This is a genomic window from uncultured Streptococcus sp. (assembly GCF_963536705.1).
Lineage (GTDB): Bacteria > Bacillota > Bacilli > Lactobacillales > Streptococcaceae > Streptococcus.
Window position 1 is genome coordinate 31,992 of sequence record NZ_CAUTAP010000009.1, and the last position, 15,314, is coordinate 47,305.

A 15,314-nucleotide genomic window follows, 5' to 3' on the forward strand; every position below is an offset into this window, starting at 1 on the left:
GCTCATATCCTTGAGAATCTTCCATTTGAGGATAGACAACAAATTGTGTCACAAAACAGCAACTGTCGCAACAACTACTCCTCGCTTCGCTAAAGATATAGCACTTGCCTTCTGCGATTCGACTGTTTTACCTAACACCTAGTTACAAGTTTCGCTCTCTGTTTTTTTCTTAAAACGTACCCTCCCTTGACTATATAGATCCATAATCTTTACAAAACGAACTGGATTGTTTTGATTATACATCAGAAAAATTGTGAAAAATAGAACTCCTGCAAGCCAAACACCATAGCTTTCATCAATTTTTTGGCTAAATTTTAGAGGGATAGTAAAAAAATATAATAAATAGAAAATACTCACTGCATTTATTAGATAGCGAACTAAACGATAGGGCGTAGCAGCTAGCATCCTTGAATCAAATCTGTTCTTCACAAACAAATTATGGGAAGCTGCATAATAAAACATCTTCTCTGTTATTGGTAATGCTTTGCGAAAATTTTTATAAAGCGCTCTCTCAATAATAACGATTAATATTATAAACTCAACCAAGTTCAATAGCAAGATATAGGTCAAACTAGTCCAGTTATAGACACCTATAAACTTTACTGAAAAGAATCCAAAGACAGCAGGCCCGCCTGCCATTAAGAGAATCACTAATTCAGGAATAAAGGAATTAGTCTTGCTAGCTCCTTCCGTATTGAGCAGGAAACTTTTGGGAGCTGCTAAAGCCTCTCCAGTCTGCTGGTCATAATAGACCGCCTGACCATCACACTCGCCAATAAATACTCGACGACGTCTAAGAAAAAACATTCTAACCTCTTTCTAATTACTTATTGAAGTTCTGTTACTAAACTTTATATTCTCTACTGCTTCACTCACTTTTATTTAATTTCAAATCAGCTAAGCTCCAGCTTTATAATCATGTAGCTCTTTTGTCAAAATAGCTCCATCTGGTCCAACACTCACTTCTAGATAGACATCTGGATCGTCGTCAGCTCTACATATCACATTAAGTTTTCCAGCACGGAATAAATCCAATATATCAAAACTTTTGGGAAGATTGTTCTGATTATATAATACGAAAGAAATACCTAATAAAAGTCCAGTTGCAATAATTTTAAATATTTCTCCTCCAATAGGATTACCTAACAAGTCTTGATAATTAAAAATAAAATCATAGGCATAAAAGAATCCAACTAAGGGTACTAGAAAAATTAAACCTCTTATCAATCGTGTAGCATTGCGGCTATCTTTTTCACTCATCTCCATCTCTGCCTCCACTTCCTTGGCTTCGTCTGACTTTTCCATAATCACCCGACAAACCGTTTGAGAGGTCACTTGTGCTCTGTTGACATTTCGATACAAGGCGCGTTCTACGAGGATAGTAATAAAGGCAAACTCTGCTATCCAAATAAGAATAACACTCCAAAAAGTTGTCATGGTATATGTTCCATGCAAGAATAATCTAAAGAAAGAAATTATTCCTCCTCCACTAGACAAAAACAGGACAACTAAAAGAGGTATATGCCGATTCATCCTGATTGATTTCTCTGTATCTAATAGTTTACTCTTTGGTGCCTCTAAAAGTTCGTGGGTCTTACAATCAAAATAAATAGCTTTATCGCCATATTGATTAAAAAACATACGACGTCTTATAAAAAACATATTTCTCCTTTTTCTAATCCTTATTCTAGTTCTGTCAGCAAACCTCTGTTCCAAAAACTGAATTAGCTAACTTTTTCATTCAACATCTGTACTGTAGAAAAATTCTTATTTTTTATTCCCAAACTTATTTTGTACTTGCAATATAAGCCAATTTCTCAATTCTCTCATGAATCGTTTCTACGTTCAAATTTTCTCGAAGGTATTCACAGAGCACTCCATTTTCATAAAACATTTGCTCTGAAAGCTGACCTTTTGGTTCATTAGGGCACTGAATCATAACAATACTGAACACTCCACCAGGACCAGTCTTCTCAATTGCATTCCCCTCAAAATGATAGGTGAAAGCCCGAAATTGAGAACCATTGTAGTTACCTGAAATTACATAGGCAACTTTTACTAGATTTCCACGACCAAATGGATAATGACTAAAATTAGCGTATTTTGCTACATACGGATTCTGGGAAAGTTTTATCGTGAGATCGTTACTTGTTTTTTGCTTAGAGTAATCTCTGTAATAATCGTTACCTTGTGCTTTATCAAATTGATAGCCATGCCTAGAAGCAAAGGCTTGATATTCTTTGTTCTTTTTAGCAGAACGACTAATCGCCCAATAAACAATCCAACCTACGAAAGCAAAAATGGCTAGCATAGCAATCATAAATATTACTAGAAAATCCATCATTATCTCCTTGTTTTCCTTAATAAAGTGCTTCAGTTATCAAAACCCTAACGAGCATAATAACTGAAACACACTGAGTACGATTTTTTCCTGATGTTTACTACAGACTCTATAAAGCTCATTCCTCATGGAAACTGCTCACTCCTACAGGCTGCTCGTCTGATTCTATTCTTTACCTACACCTTCTCCGCCAGTTCTTCCCATTCTAGCATAGCTTCTTCTTGGGCGGCGGTCAGTTGGTCGATTTGCTGCTGGCTCTCCATGAGTTCGGCGGCGTCATTAGTGGCCTGCATGGCTTCCTGAAGCTGATTGATCTGGCTGTCCAAGTCCTCGATTTGCGCTTCCAATTGTTCTAAGCGGCGGGCCAGCCGGCGCTGTTCTTTCTGGTTTTCCTTTTGAAGCTGATAGTCATTGGCAGGTGCTGGCTTGTCAGGACTGACCTGCTCCGTCTCCTCACGCAAGGCTTCCTGCTCTGCCTTTTTCTCCAGATAATAGTCATAATCACCTAGATAAAGGGTGGAGCCTGTCTCAGAAAGCTCGATAATCTGGGTGGCTACACGATTGATAAAGTAACGGTCATGGCTGACAAAGAGCAGGGTGCCGTCAAAGTCAATCAGGGCATTTTCCAGCACTTCCTTGCTGTCAATGTCCAGGTGGTTGGTTGGCTCATCTAGGATGAGGAAGTTGTTGTTTTCCATGGACAGCTTGGCTAGAAGCAGCCGCGCCCGCTCTCCACCTGATAGCATACCGACAGACTTCTTGACATCGTCTCCCGAGAAGAGGAAAGCGCCTAAGCGATTGCGAATCTCGACCTCTGGCGTCAGCTTGAAGTCATTCCATAACTCGTCAAGTACCGTATTGCCGGCAGTCAGTTTGCTCTGGGTCTGGTCATAGTAGCCCACTTCCACATTAGCCCCCAGCTGCTCCTTGCCTCTGATGTAGGGCACTTGACCGATTAGTGATTTGATCAAGGTCGTCTTTCCAATCCCATTTGGTCCGACAATGGCTACCGCATTGAACTTGCGAATGTCCAGGTTAATCGGCTCCGACAGGACTTCCTCGCCATAGCCAATAGCCGCATCTTCCAAGGTCAGAACAACATTGCCTGAAACCTTATCCGATTTGAAAGTCATATTAGCTGAGCGACTGCTGGTCTCCGGCCTGTCCAAACGCTCCATCTTTTCCAGCTGCTTGCGACGGGACTGAGCCCGCTTGGTTGTGGAAGCCCGAACTAGATTACGATTGACAAAGTCCTCCAGCGCAGCGATTTCTTTCTGCTGCTTTTCATAGTTCTTGGCTTCAGTGGCCAGCTTCTGCTCCTTTTGGACCACAAAGCTAGAGTAATTGCCCACATAGCGATCCAATGAATGCTTGGTCAAATCCAACGTGACGGTCGCAACCTTGTCTAGGAAATAGCGGTCGTGGCTGACGATGATCAGGGCACCGCTGTAGTTAATCAAGTAAGTCTCCAGCCAGGCAATGGTCTCGATATCCAAGTGGTTGGTCGGCTCGTCCAGGACCAGCAATTCTGGCTTTTCCAAAAGCATCCTAGCCAAAGCCAAACGGGTATTCTGCCCGCCCGACAGCTCAGAAATCTTCATCTGCCACATGGACTGGTCAAACTTGAAGCCATTCAAAATAGCTCGAATATCGGCCTCGTAGGTAAAACCACCTTTCTGGCGAAAGTCCTCTGACAGCTGATCGTACTGAGTCATGAGAGCAGTCAGCTCTTCTCCTGCCAATTCTCCCATTTGCAGCTCCATCTGCCGCAACCTCTTCTCCTGCTGACGCAGGCCATCAAAGACCAGCAGCATCTCGTCGTAGATAGTATTCTCCGACTCAAAGCGGCTGTCCTGAGCTAGATAAGACAGGGAAAGATCTCGTTTTTTATTAATCTGACCAGAAGTAGGCTCTTCCTCGCCCACCAAAATCTTGAGCAGGGTTGACTTCCCAGCTCCATTTTTACCGACGAGAGCAATCCGATCACCCTCATCCACCTGCAGGTTAATATTGTCAAAAAGAAGCTCCCCTGCAAAAGAGCGCTCAATCTTGCTTGCTTGTAAAATAATCATAAGACCATTATAGCAGATTTCCAGAAGCACAGCTATCAGAATTCAAGAGAAAGCGAACTCAGCTCCCCAAAAGAAAAAGAGAGTGGGACAGAAATCGGTAATTCGTTAGAATTCGATTTCGTCGTCCCACCTCCGCACAGTTGAGTAGGACTGTAAAAGCTGATGAAATCAGCGTAGTAGAGCCCACTCAACCACTGCGTCTTGCTCGACAATCCAAAGACAATTGAGAGGCTAGGACTTTTGTCCCAGCCTCTACATAAAACTATTGAGAATAGATTGATTCTGCAAAATCAGGTAAATTCCCAGCAGAATCAGAACCGCAAAGACAACAAATTTAATCATTCCCTTGATCAGACGAATAACCAGAAGGATAATCATGGATCCGACTAGCCACATAAAGGCGGAATTGTGAAAAAATCCCTGAACTGCCTCAATATTCTGACCGAAGAAGACCTGAATGGGCGCTGGAACATGATTTTCCCAAGCCGCTGTCACTCCTAGCTGGTTGGCAATCTCATTGCCGCTTTTCCATAGCCAGACAAAAATTCCTGAGTTAAAAACAAAGAGAAAAACTTGCTCTGGAAAGTGTCGAATCAAGTAAAAAATAGATTTTAACATAGGCTTACGATTGATACAAGTCTTTTACAGCCTGGATATCTGTCGGCTGGATACTGTAAAATGAGCCTGCTGACTGCATCACTGATTCCTCCTCATTATGGTCTAATCCGATAGCATGGCCCAATTCGTGCGCTGCTGTATTGACAATCCGCTCATGAGAATAGGCATAGCGACTGTCCAGCAGGTAGTAACTATTAAGGCGAACCGTGACATGGGTAAACCGCTTGGTTAGGAGATTGGTCTGCGACTCAGCTTCACCAGCTGCACTGATGTTGCCATCGTTCATCTCCGTTGCAACAATGTCCGCCTTGTCTTTGTCATTGATGATTTGAAAGGTGAAGGCACCTGTTTGATTCCAAGAATCAATGGCCTCCTTATAGGCTGAACGGAAGGTTTCATTATTTGTATCAATATAAATCGTAGCGCTTGGCTGATCCCAACGAGCCCCTGTTGTTGCATGCTCATCTGTCAGCTGATCCGTCTGCGTCTCCTCACTGCTGTGAAGCCCCGTGGAAATGCCTTGGTGATTTAAAAATTGATCCACTCTGCCAACAGCAGTCTGAACAGCCTGCGTCAGTCCCTCTGTACCCGGTTCTGTCGAAGTGGTAAAATAGAAAATTCCGACAATAACCATAAAGCTCAGGACAAAGGACCAGGCAAGTCCCCAAACCACGCGCCCAATCAGACGCATGAGGAACCGGATGCTTTTAAAAATAAGTCCCATCGCAACCTCCTTTACTAGATTGTAAGAGAACGTTGATTTTACCACCGCTTTCTTAAAGAAGACTGAAAAATTAGCCTTCTTTCTATCTATTAGTATAAAAGAAAATGACTACAAATCTGCAACCATTTCTTTTCATACTAATGAATACTCTTTGCAAATCCATTTTTGAGTATAAAATTAAGAACCCGTGTCCAGACTGACCCTGCCACTATTATAGTCCAGGTGAATCCCTTTTTGCACATTCGGAATAAAGACATTGAATTCCAGACTGCCATCGCTGGACTTGGCCTCTAAATGTGACCCAACCGGTACTACATCTGTCTCCGTGGCATAAATCAAGGTTACCCGGTAGCGCACCCGCTTGTTCTTATCCAAAGCCTTCCGGATCTTTGTCTCATAGTAATTCTGCCCTGTCGAATCCGCTTCTTTGGCTTGGTTGGACCAAGCCGTCTGCACGGCGATATTGGCAGGATTGCTGGTGGAGGCATCAAAGCCCTTCAAACCACCTATCAGCGAATAGGCCAAGAGATGTCCTCGATCCACAGCATGATTGTACTCACCAGGGAGGTTCTTGAGTTGATGCCATCCTGCTGGTACCCATGAAGTATTGGCATTTCCAGTTTCTTCTCGTTTTTTGTACTGGCGGGTAGACTTGGATAAAAAGGCATTCGCCACTGTCGGAAGGATTTGCCCTTGAACAAGCTTGGTCTTATTGTCAGCGTAGGGCTTACTAGAAATACCCGCATCCAAATCCGTCTTATTCCCATTCACGATAAAGGCGCCAGCTCCATTCCATTCAATGCTGCCTTTGAGCTGAGCTCGGACAGCATCCGTCAGAACACTCTCAGCCAGTTCCTGACTAGGGGTGCCCTGATCTTGGACTTGCCCAACCCTGATTTCTGAATTTGGACTCTGAAGTGGCTGCTGACCATCCTGTCCCCAGAAATAGCCAGCCAACGCCAAAATCAAGGCCAGAGTCAGCCCAGCCCAGCCTTGTAGGCTCTTAGAATTCCTTTTCTGACTAGTCTTTCTTTTCATCTTCTTTCTTTCAACTTAGCAAACTGGATTCATTTCAGCTAGTCTTTTTGACTAGGAGCTAGTTTCCAGTAAACTTCCCGATTAATTCTTGCCAGGTTTCTGGTGACCAGATAGAGCCTTTACCGTTTCCGATAACATTATAGCCAATCATCAGAGCCACGAAAAAGAGAATCACAGCTACCAGGAGAACCAGTAAAACAAGGCCAATCTGCCGGCCTAAATATTTAAGATTTTCACTCATCGTCTTCTTCCTTTACACGCTTCACTTTGGCTCCCAAGGCTGCCAATTTCTCATGGAATTTATAGTAGCCTCGGTCTAAGTGTACCAGCTTGCTGACCTTGGTCTCGCCTTCGGCAATCAAGCCCATCAGAATCAAAGTCGCACTAGCTCGGAGGTCTGTTGACATGACTTCAGCTCCCTGAAGACTGCCGCCACCCCAGATGCGAGCTGTGTCACGCATGATATCAGAGTGCAGCCCCATCCGACGCATTTCCTCTAGATGCTGGAAGCGGTTCTCAAAGACAGTCTCAATCATCGTAGACTCGCCCTTGGCCATAGCCATCAGCGCTGTAAACTGAGCCTGCATGTCGGTAGGGAAGCCCGGATAAGGAAGAGTCTTGACCGAAACGGGTCTCAGCTTCGAAACATCGGAACGAATCCGAATCCCTTCATCTTCCTCTGTCACTTCCACTCCCATTTCCTGCATTTTGGAAAGCAAGGGACGATTGTGCTCCCAAATGGCATCCTCAATCAGCAGGTCACCGCTGGTCATGGCTGCAGCAACCATAAAAGTTCCTGCTTCGATACGGTCTTGAACCACATTATGCTTGGCCCCACGTAGCTGATCCACTCCGACAATGGTCAAAGTTTCGGTACCTGCTCCTCTGACCTTGGCCCCCATTTCATTCAAAAAGAGGGCTAGGTCAACAATTTCAGGCTCCCGAGCAGCATTTTCAATCACTGTCGTGCCTTGAGCCAGCGTTGCAGCCATCATGATGTTTTGCGTTGCTCCCACACTGGGAAAGTCCATGTAAATGTGGGCCCCCTTGAGCCGCTCTGCCTTCGCTTCGATGTAACCCGCTGTTTGGGTAATCTGAGCACCCATGGCTTCTAAGCCCTTCAGGTGCAAGTCAATAGGCCGACTGCCGATCGTACAACCGCCTGGCATAGAAACTTTAGCATGACCATTACGAGCCAGGACTGGACCCAAAACAACGATAGACGCCCGCATTTTGCTGACGTATTTGTAAGGCGCCTCCTCAGACAAAGGCTGAGTGGCATCTACAACAACTGTATTTTCTTCCTGATTAAAATCCACCTGAGTGTTTAAACCGCGGACCACATTGTTCATGGTAAAGACATCGGACAAGACCGGAACATTTTTCAAAACTGACTGGCCCTCGCTGGCCAATACTGTCGCTGCTAAAAGAGGCAGGACCGCATTTTTTGCTCCTTCAATCTTGACCTTTCCGACCAAGCGATTATCTCCACCTTGAATAATAATTTTTTCCATACCGATTCCTTACTCTAAATTTTTAAAATCATCCATACTATCATACCATAAAATCAAAAATATGACCTTATAAAGTACCGTTAAAAATCGCCCGGCTCATATCGTAAATACCAATGAAGAAAAGGCTGACTAAATAGCCCAAGGCAATGCTAAACAAGAGAATCAAAAAGCGAATCTTCATCGCATTATCTGCATTAACCTTGAAAAATCTCTCCCACTCAACAACCGTTGACAGCAGATGAAAGGCAAAGAAAATAAAGAGCAAATGACTGCATAATTTAAAAATAACTTCTACCATAACTTTTATTATACCACAAGACTCCAGTCAGGGACGAACTAAACAGTTCTCCCTTTTTCTTTGGAAAAGAAAACTGAGACATTCCTGCCCCAGTTTTGCGTGTTCAGTTTGTATTCATGAAGCCAAGTCTCGTCAGATGAAGGTTGACTTCTATCTCCAGGCAAGAATAGCTTCTTAGATTCTTGTTCCGACATTGATCCGGTTGATTGCCCGCTGCAGGGCAATCTTAGCCCGGCGTTCTTGGTCAATCAAGTGCTTGTCATGGGCTTCCTCAATTTCCAGCTCAGCCCGACGCTTAGCACGCTCAGCCCGACTAATGTCGATATCACGCGCACGCTCAGCTGAATCAGCCACGATAGTAATGACATTATCTGCAATTTCAATGATTCCGCCGTTGACCGCAATCCAGTCGATATGCTTGTCATCATCAACTCGGCGCACCTTAACCTGATCCACTTCTAAAACAGCGATGGTATTAATATGGCGGGGCAAAATCCCCAGCTCACCATCAATGGTCTTTACGGAAACAAATGCAGCATGGTGATCATAAATAAGACCATCCGGTGTCACGATTTGTACTGTCATTTGAGCCATTATTCACCTCTTAGAATCCCATTTTCTCAGCCTTGGCCAATACATCCTCGATGGAGCCCACACCACGGAAGGCATCTTCCGGCAGCTTATCGTGCTTACCTTCAAGGATTTCCTTGAAGCCACGAACCGTTTCAGCTACTGGTACATAAGAACCTGGCTGGCCGGTAAACTGCTCTGCCACATTGAAATTTTGTGACAGGAAGAACTGGATCCGACGCGCACGCGCAACTAGAGTCTTCTCATCGTCAGACAACTCATCCATACCAAGGATAGCAATGATGTCCTGCAATTCATGATAACGTTGCAGAACCCGCTTAACCTCTGCTGCCACTGCATAGTGCTCTTCTCCGACAATCTCTGGTGAAAGGGCACGAGAGCTGGAAGCCAATGGATCCACGGCTGGATAAATCCCCAGCTGAACCAATTTCCGTTCTAGGTTGGTCGTAGAGTCCAAGTGAGCAAAAGCTGTCGCTGGCGCTGGGTCAGTATAGTCATCCGCTGGCACATAGATAGCTTGGATTGAAGTAACGGAACCTTTCTTGGTTGAGGTAATCCGTTCTTGTAACTGTCCCATTTCTGTCGCAAGTGTTGGCTGGTAACCAACGGCTGATGGCATGCGTCCCAAGAGGGCAGATACTTCCGAACCAGCCTGCGTGAAGCGGAAGATGTTGTCGATAAAGAGCAGCACGTCCTGACCTTCCACATCACGGAAATATTCCGCGATGGTCAGTCCGGTAAGAGCAACCCGCATACGAGCTCCTGGCGGTTCATTCATCTGACCAAAGACCATGGCCGTCTTTTCGATAACGCCAGACTCTTTCATTTCCCAGTAGAGGTCATTTCCTTCACGCGTCCGTTCACCAACACCTGTGAAGACAGAAATACCACCGTGCTCTTGGGCAATGTTGTGAATCAATTCCTGAATCAGGACTGTTTTCCCTACTCCGGCACCGCCAAAGAGACCGACTTTCCCACCTTTCAGATAAGGAGCTAGCAGGTCGATAACCTTAATTCCTGTTTCCAGGATTTCTGATGAAGTTGATAGTTCATCAAAGGTCGGTGCCTTCTTATGAATCGGCTGGCGCTCTGCATCCTCTGCAAAAGGCGCATCCAAGTCAATAGTGTCTCCTAGGACATTGAACACCCGGCCAAGCGTTTCCTTACCAACCGGCACAGAAATCGGACGACCAGTATCCAAGACCTCCAAACCACGCGTCAAACCATCGGTCGACTCCATGGCAATGGTCCGCACCACACCGTCACCAAGCTCAAGAGCTACTTCAAGGACGATTTTTGATTTTTTCTCATCATTTTTATAGACTACAAGTGCATTATTTATCTCAGGTAGTTTGTCTCCGGCAGCAAACGCAACGTCTACGACCGGCCCGATAACCTGAGCAATTTTGCCTGAGCTCATGTTTTTTCCCTCGTTTAATTTCTAATTCATTTGTGGCCTTATTCTAGGGCACTTGCACCCGCCACGATTTCAGTAATTTCCTGCGTAATGGCTGCCTGCCGAGCGCGGTTGTACTGAATAGTCAAATCACTGATGACCTTTTTAGCATTGTCTGTCGCTGTCTGCATAGCAGTCATACCGGCAGCATTCTCAGCCGTCTTGGCATCAATAATAGCACCGTAAATCATACTCTCTGCAAACTGGGGCAACAACTGGTCCAAGATAGAATCCCGACTAGACTCCAGTTCCAGATTCAGCGTATAATCTTCATCAGCTTCATTGGGGTCCAAGTCAATGATTGGCAGCATCTGCTCCACCCGCATCTGACTGGTCAGACTGTTGACATGGTGGTTATAGCAGACATAGAGCTCATCAAAGAGCTCATTCTGATACATCTCAATGGTCTTGCTAATGATTTTACGAACCTCATCAAAGCTAGGCTGATCTGCTAGACCACGTAGTTCATAAACCGGCTGAATGCCCCGAGCTCGGAAGAAATCAGCACCAACACTTCCGATACAGATGACTTCAAAGTCCTCTCCTGTCGGATGGTACTCAGCTTTCAGCTCCATCAAAGCCTTGAGAATGGTTGCGTTATAACCGCCTACCAGACCGCGGTCAGAAGTAATGACAATATAGGCTGATTTCTTGACTGGCCGACTGATTAACATCGAGTGATGACGAGCATTTTCTGCCTCGTGGCCATGCAGCATATCCGTAACTAACTTACGAACTTTCTGGGCATAGACCTGAAAGTTCTTGGCTGCCTCCTCAGACTTTCCCAGCTTAGCAGCAGAAACCATCTGCATGGCATTAGTGATTTGACTGGTGTTTTTCGTGGATGCAATTTTATTTTTAATATCATTTAATGAAACTGCCATCTGACACCTCTATTCTTATTTGAAGCTAGACTGGTCAATAAACTCAGTAATGGCAGCATCCAAGACTTCCTCACTTGGAAGGTCTTTCGTTGTCCGAATGGTTTCATAAATGCTTTCTTGATGTGCATCAAAGTAGGCAAATAATTCTGACTCAAAGCGCAGAATATCGTCTACTGGCACACTGTCTAAGAAACCATGGGTCAAAGCATAGAGAATCACGACCTGCTTTTCAACCGGCAGCGGCTCATGAATCGGCTGCTTCAAGACTTCTACAGTCCTGCGGCCACGATTGAGCTTGGCCTGCGTTGCCGCATCCAAATCACTACCAAACTTAGTAAAGGCCTCCAGCTCCCGATAAGAAGCCAGGTCGATACGCAGGGTTCCAGCTACTTTCTTCATAGCCTTGATTTGGGCTGAGCCCCCAACCCGTGATACAGAAGAACCTGCATCAATGGCCGGACGTACCCCAGCATTGAACAAGCTGTCGCTGAGGAAAATTTGTCCATCAGTGATTGAAATCACATTGGTCGCGATATAGGCTGAAATATCTCCTGCCTGCGTTTCAATAAATGGCAGAGCTGTAATCGAACCACCACCCAGCTCATCAGAAACCTTAGCTGAACGCTCCAAGAGACGGCTATGCAGATAGAAAACATCTCCTGGAAAAGCCTCACGGCCTGGCGGACGACGGAGCAGGAGGGACAGTTCACGGTAAGCCACAGCCTGCTTGGACAAGTCATCATAGACAATCAAAACATGCTTGCCATTGTACATAAACTCTTCTGCCATCGCTACACCAGCATAAGGCGCCAAGAAAAGCAAAGGCGACGGCTGTGAAGCAGAGGCTGTCACGACAATGGTATAGTCTAAAGCACCATACTGACGCAACGTTTCTACCTGTGTACGGACTGTAGATTCTTTCTGACCAATCGCCACATAGATACAAATCATATCCTGACCTTTTTGGTTCAGGATGGCATCAATGGCAATGGTTGTCTTCCCAGTCTGACGGTCCCCGATAATCAGCTCCCGTTGTCCTCGGCCAATCGGAACCAAGGCATCAATAGCCTTGAGACCTGTCTGCAAAGGCTCAGATACTGACTTACGCTGCATGACACCCGGAGCCGGTGTTTCAACGGGGCGTGTCTTATCCGTGACAATGTCACCAAGTCCATCAACAGGACGACCCAGCGGATCAACAACCCGCCCAATCAAGGCATCTCCCACAGGAACTTCCATGATTTTACCAGTCCGGCGAATGGTATCTCCCTCACGAATGTCTGTAAAGTCTCCCAAGATGATAATCCCAACATCGGTTGACTCTAGATTTTGCGCCATACCATAAGAGCCATTTTCAAAGATTAAGAGCTCTCCGCTCATAGCCTTATCCAGTCCATGAGCACGCGCGATTCCATCACCAATATAAGTGACGACCCCTGTTTCTGTGACGTCAAAATTTGGCTGGAAATTTTCAATTTGTTGCTTAATTAAAGCGCTGATTTCTTGTGCGTTAATCGCCAAAATTCACACCACTTTCTATTTCAATTTTTCTTTTACGACTTGCAATTGACGTTTTATGCTTGCATCAATTGTTTTGTTATTGGCAGAGATGACAAAGCCGCCAATCAAGCTGCTGTCCAATTCTTCCTTGAGCGAACGGACTTTTAGCCCCATCTTCTGCTCAATAATCGGCCGAATCTTCTCCTTCTGACTGGCTGTCAAAGGCTGAACAGAGCGCAGCGTCACCTCAAACTCATTGCTGATCTTTTCAAGCTGGTGCTGACTCTCCAGCACGATCTCATAAAAGAGGTCCTCGCGATGATTGAGAATGACAATTTCAATCAGATTATCAAGCAGCTGGGAGCCTGAGTTTTGAAAGAGCCGCAGACTCTTTTCTTTCTCGTGGTCACTGATGCCGATATGTGACAAAAAGTCAGCAAGGCCGGTCTCCGCGAAAACAGCCTTAATCTGACTCAGTTTTTCAAAAACATCTTCTTGCTGACCTTTTTCAAAGACCGTCTGAACAAAAGGCAAAGCATATTTCTCAATGATTGCATATTGCTTCTTATCCATCAGGCATCTCCTAACTGTTTGATATAGCGGTCAATGAGCTCGCTTTGAGCTTCCTTATCCAGCTCCTGGCTCAGAATCTTACTGGCCAGAGTCACAGTCAAATCAGCTACTTCTCCTTTGATGCTGCTCATAGCCTCTGCCTTGTTTTGGGCAATTTCCTGATTGGCTTTAGCCTTCAAGCGCCCTGCTTCTTCTGCTGCATTAGCTAGGATTCCAGCCTTATTCTTCTCAGCTGTTTCCTTAGCAGTCTCAACGATAGAAACTGCTTCGACCCGACTGCCTGCCAGAGCTTCCTCACGCTTTTGCGCCAAGTCTTCAGCTTTCTTACGGGCCGCTTCCGCACCGTCAATATCGTCTGAAATCTTTTGAGCACGCTGATCTAAAATCCCGATAATATTGCCCCAAGCAAACTTCTTAATGAGAAATACTAAAAGAAGAAAGGAGCCGGCAATCAAAATAAAGTTACCAATAATTTCACCTACGGTTATATTCATTTTATCTATCCTTTCTTTTTATTCTACCTCACCATTAATCTTTTTACCAAGATACATAGATGTTAGCATGGTAAAAACATAGGCTTGGATACAGGAAATAAAGATGGAAAAACCAGTCCAAACCATGTTCATAATAAAGGCAATTGGATACCAATATGCTGCTTGATGTGCCCAAGTCAAGAGCAAACCAGCCAATACTTCACCTGCAAAAATGTTTCCATAAATCCGCAAGGCTAGCGAAGCAAAATTGGTAAATTCTTCCAAGATATTCATGGGTGTCATGATACCTGGAGTCACAAAACCTTTTAGATATCCTTTTATCCCTTGACGTCGGACTCCTTCCACATGACAGAAAATCGTCACTAAAAGAGAGAAGCCTAGGTCAAAAGCGAGATTGGCTGTCGGCGATGTCCAGAGATTGAAACCATTGGTTGTCTGAACCTTAGCCATCAATCCCAAGTTATTCGCCACAGCCACGAAAAGAAAGAGGGAGAATAGAAAAAGCGAGTAATTCTTCATATAATGCTCGCCAACGTTTCCCTTGGTAAAATCAATGACAAAATCATAGATATATTCCAAAGCATTCTGCTTTCTTGACGGCTTAATCGTCATCTTTCGACTTGCCCAATAAACAAGTCCAAAAGTTACAAACACCGTCAGCAGAGTCATGGCCAGCAGGGTCAAATCAAAGGTCACAGGACCGACATTGATAGTTGGATTGATACTTTCTTCCAACAGATGACACCCCCTTTTCTAAAGAGAATTCTTTCTTATTTGATAACAAAGGCCATAGCCAGCGTTACAAAGAAAGTACCTTCGACAAAGGCAATTCCCAAGATTAGGAGGCTTCTCAATTGACCAATCATTTCTGGCTGACGAGACGCTGCCTTAAATAAATTACTCATAATCAAACCTTCAGCAATTGATACGCCAAAGCAGGCAAAACAAAGTCCTAAATATGTTAAATTCATGATGACTTCTCCTTAATATTTTTTAAATTACTTCCTTAGTTTACTCCTAAAATATCGAATAGTCAATCTTTTACACACTTGTAAGCGTTTTTTATTTTTTTCTTTTGTTATATAAAATTTTTTACCAAAAGCAATTAAATAATTATCAACATACAAACTATTCTGCTATATAAATAAGAAGAAACTGTCTAGAATTTTACTTATTTCCGATATTTTTAAAAGAAAAAAGAGCAAAGTGAT

Annotated in this window: 18 protein-coding genes; all 18 read right to left on the reverse strand. The window is 44.4% G+C overall.

The genetic code is table 11. The annotated features are described in order from the left end of the window. Positions 1–138 precede the first annotated feature (138 nt). The gene (locus tag RWX26_RS06420) at positions 139–807 is read right to left on the reverse strand and encodes a hypothetical protein (RefSeq protein ID WP_314580180.1); all 669 of its coding nucleotides are present in this window, start codon (positions 805–807) and stop codon (positions 139–141) included. A 90-nt stretch (positions 808–897) separates the two neighbouring features. Next, positions 898–1,641, reverse strand: a complete 744-nt coding sequence (locus RWX26_RS06425; RefSeq protein ID WP_314580251.1) for a hypothetical protein — start codon at positions 1,639–1,641, stop codon at positions 898–900. A gap of 145 nt (positions 1,642–1,786) precedes the next feature. Further along, positions 1,787–2,344 (reverse strand): hypothetical protein, encoded by a 558-nt coding sequence (locus RWX26_RS06430; RefSeq protein WP_314580182.1) that lies wholly within the window; start codon positions 2,342–2,344, stop codon positions 1,787–1,789. A 173-nt stretch (positions 2,345–2,517) separates the two neighbouring features. Beyond that, the gene (locus tag RWX26_RS06435) at positions 2,518–4,413 is read right to left on the reverse strand and encodes an ABC-F family ATP-binding cassette domain-containing protein (RefSeq protein WP_314580184.1); all 1,896 of its coding nucleotides are present in this window, start codon (positions 4,411–4,413) and stop codon (positions 2,518–2,520) included. A gap of 252 nt (positions 4,414–4,665) precedes the next feature. Continuing rightward, on the reverse strand, positions 4,666–5,031 hold the full coding sequence (locus tag RWX26_RS06440) for a hypothetical protein (RefSeq protein ID WP_002906927.1): 366 nt from the start codon (positions 5,029–5,031) through the stop codon (positions 4,666–4,668). Between the two features lie 4 nt (positions 5,032–5,035). After that, positions 5,036–5,755, reverse strand: coding sequence for a matrixin family metalloprotease (locus RWX26_RS06445; protein ID WP_002904157.1), 720 nt, complete (start codon positions 5,753–5,755; stop codon positions 5,036–5,038). Between the two features lie 177 nt (positions 5,756–5,932). After that, the gene (locus RWX26_RS06450) at positions 5,933–6,793 is read right to left on the reverse strand and encodes a DNA/RNA non-specific endonuclease (protein ID WP_314580187.1); all 861 of its coding nucleotides are present in this window, start codon (positions 6,791–6,793) and stop codon (positions 5,933–5,935) included. A 58-nt stretch (positions 6,794–6,851) separates the two neighbouring features. Further along, positions 6,852–7,034, reverse strand: coding sequence for a DNA-directed RNA polymerase subunit beta (locus tag RWX26_RS06455; RefSeq protein WP_002917490.1), 183 nt, complete (start codon positions 7,032–7,034; stop codon positions 6,852–6,854). After that, positions 7,027–8,307 (reverse strand): UDP-N-acetylglucosamine 1-carboxyvinyltransferase, encoded by a 1,281-nt coding sequence (gene murA / locus RWX26_RS06460; RefSeq protein WP_002917491.1) that lies wholly within the window; start codon positions 8,305–8,307, stop codon positions 7,027–7,029. Before murA ends, RWX26_RS06455 begins: the two co-directional genes overlap by 8 nt. A gap of 67 nt (positions 8,308–8,374) precedes the next feature. Further along, positions 8,375–8,605, reverse strand: coding sequence for a DUF1146 family protein (locus RWX26_RS06465; protein WP_002897901.1), 231 nt, complete (start codon positions 8,603–8,605; stop codon positions 8,375–8,377). Positions 8,606–8,779: 174 nt separating this feature from the next. After that, positions 8,780–9,199 carry a F0F1 ATP synthase subunit epsilon gene (locus tag RWX26_RS06470; protein ID WP_164549638.1) on the reverse strand — a complete coding sequence of 140 codons (420 nt, stop codon included), beginning with the start codon at positions 9,197–9,199 and terminating at the stop codon, positions 8,780–8,782. A gap of 10 nt (positions 9,200–9,209) precedes the next feature. Beyond that, positions 9,210–10,616 carry a F0F1 ATP synthase subunit beta gene (atpD, locus tag RWX26_RS06475; protein ID WP_002895993.1) on the reverse strand — a complete coding sequence of 469 codons (1,407 nt, stop codon included), beginning with the start codon at positions 10,614–10,616 and terminating at the stop codon, positions 9,210–9,212. A 38-nt stretch (positions 10,617–10,654) separates the two neighbouring features. Next, positions 10,655–11,536, reverse strand: a complete 882-nt coding sequence (locus RWX26_RS06480) for a F0F1 ATP synthase subunit gamma (RefSeq protein WP_002895995.1) — start codon at positions 11,534–11,536, stop codon at positions 10,655–10,657. Positions 11,537–11,551: 15 nt separating this feature from the next. Continuing rightward, on the reverse strand, positions 11,552–13,057 hold the full coding sequence (gene atpA / locus RWX26_RS06485) for a F0F1 ATP synthase subunit alpha (RefSeq protein WP_125348472.1): 1,506 nt from the start codon (positions 13,055–13,057) through the stop codon (positions 11,552–11,554). Positions 13,058–13,072: 15 nt separating this feature from the next. Next, positions 13,073–13,609 carry a F0F1 ATP synthase subunit delta gene (locus RWX26_RS06490; RefSeq protein WP_002904151.1) on the reverse strand — a complete coding sequence of 179 codons (537 nt, stop codon included), beginning with the start codon at positions 13,607–13,609 and terminating at the stop codon, positions 13,073–13,075. Further along, positions 13,609–14,103 carry a F0F1 ATP synthase subunit B gene (gene atpF, locus RWX26_RS06495; protein WP_002906932.1) on the reverse strand — a complete coding sequence of 165 codons (495 nt, stop codon included), beginning with the start codon at positions 14,101–14,103 and terminating at the stop codon, positions 13,609–13,611. Before atpF ends, RWX26_RS06490 begins: the two co-directional genes overlap by 1 nt. Positions 14,104–14,121: 18 nt before the next feature. Then, positions 14,122–14,838, reverse strand: coding sequence for a F0F1 ATP synthase subunit A (gene atpB / locus RWX26_RS06500; RefSeq protein WP_002897906.1), 717 nt, complete (start codon positions 14,836–14,838; stop codon positions 14,122–14,124). Positions 14,839–14,873: 35 nt separating this feature from the next. Next, positions 14,874–15,074, reverse strand: a complete 201-nt coding sequence (locus RWX26_RS06505) for a F0F1 ATP synthase subunit C (protein ID WP_002897908.1) — start codon at positions 15,072–15,074, stop codon at positions 14,874–14,876. Between the last annotated feature and the right edge of the window lie 240 nt (positions 15,075–15,314).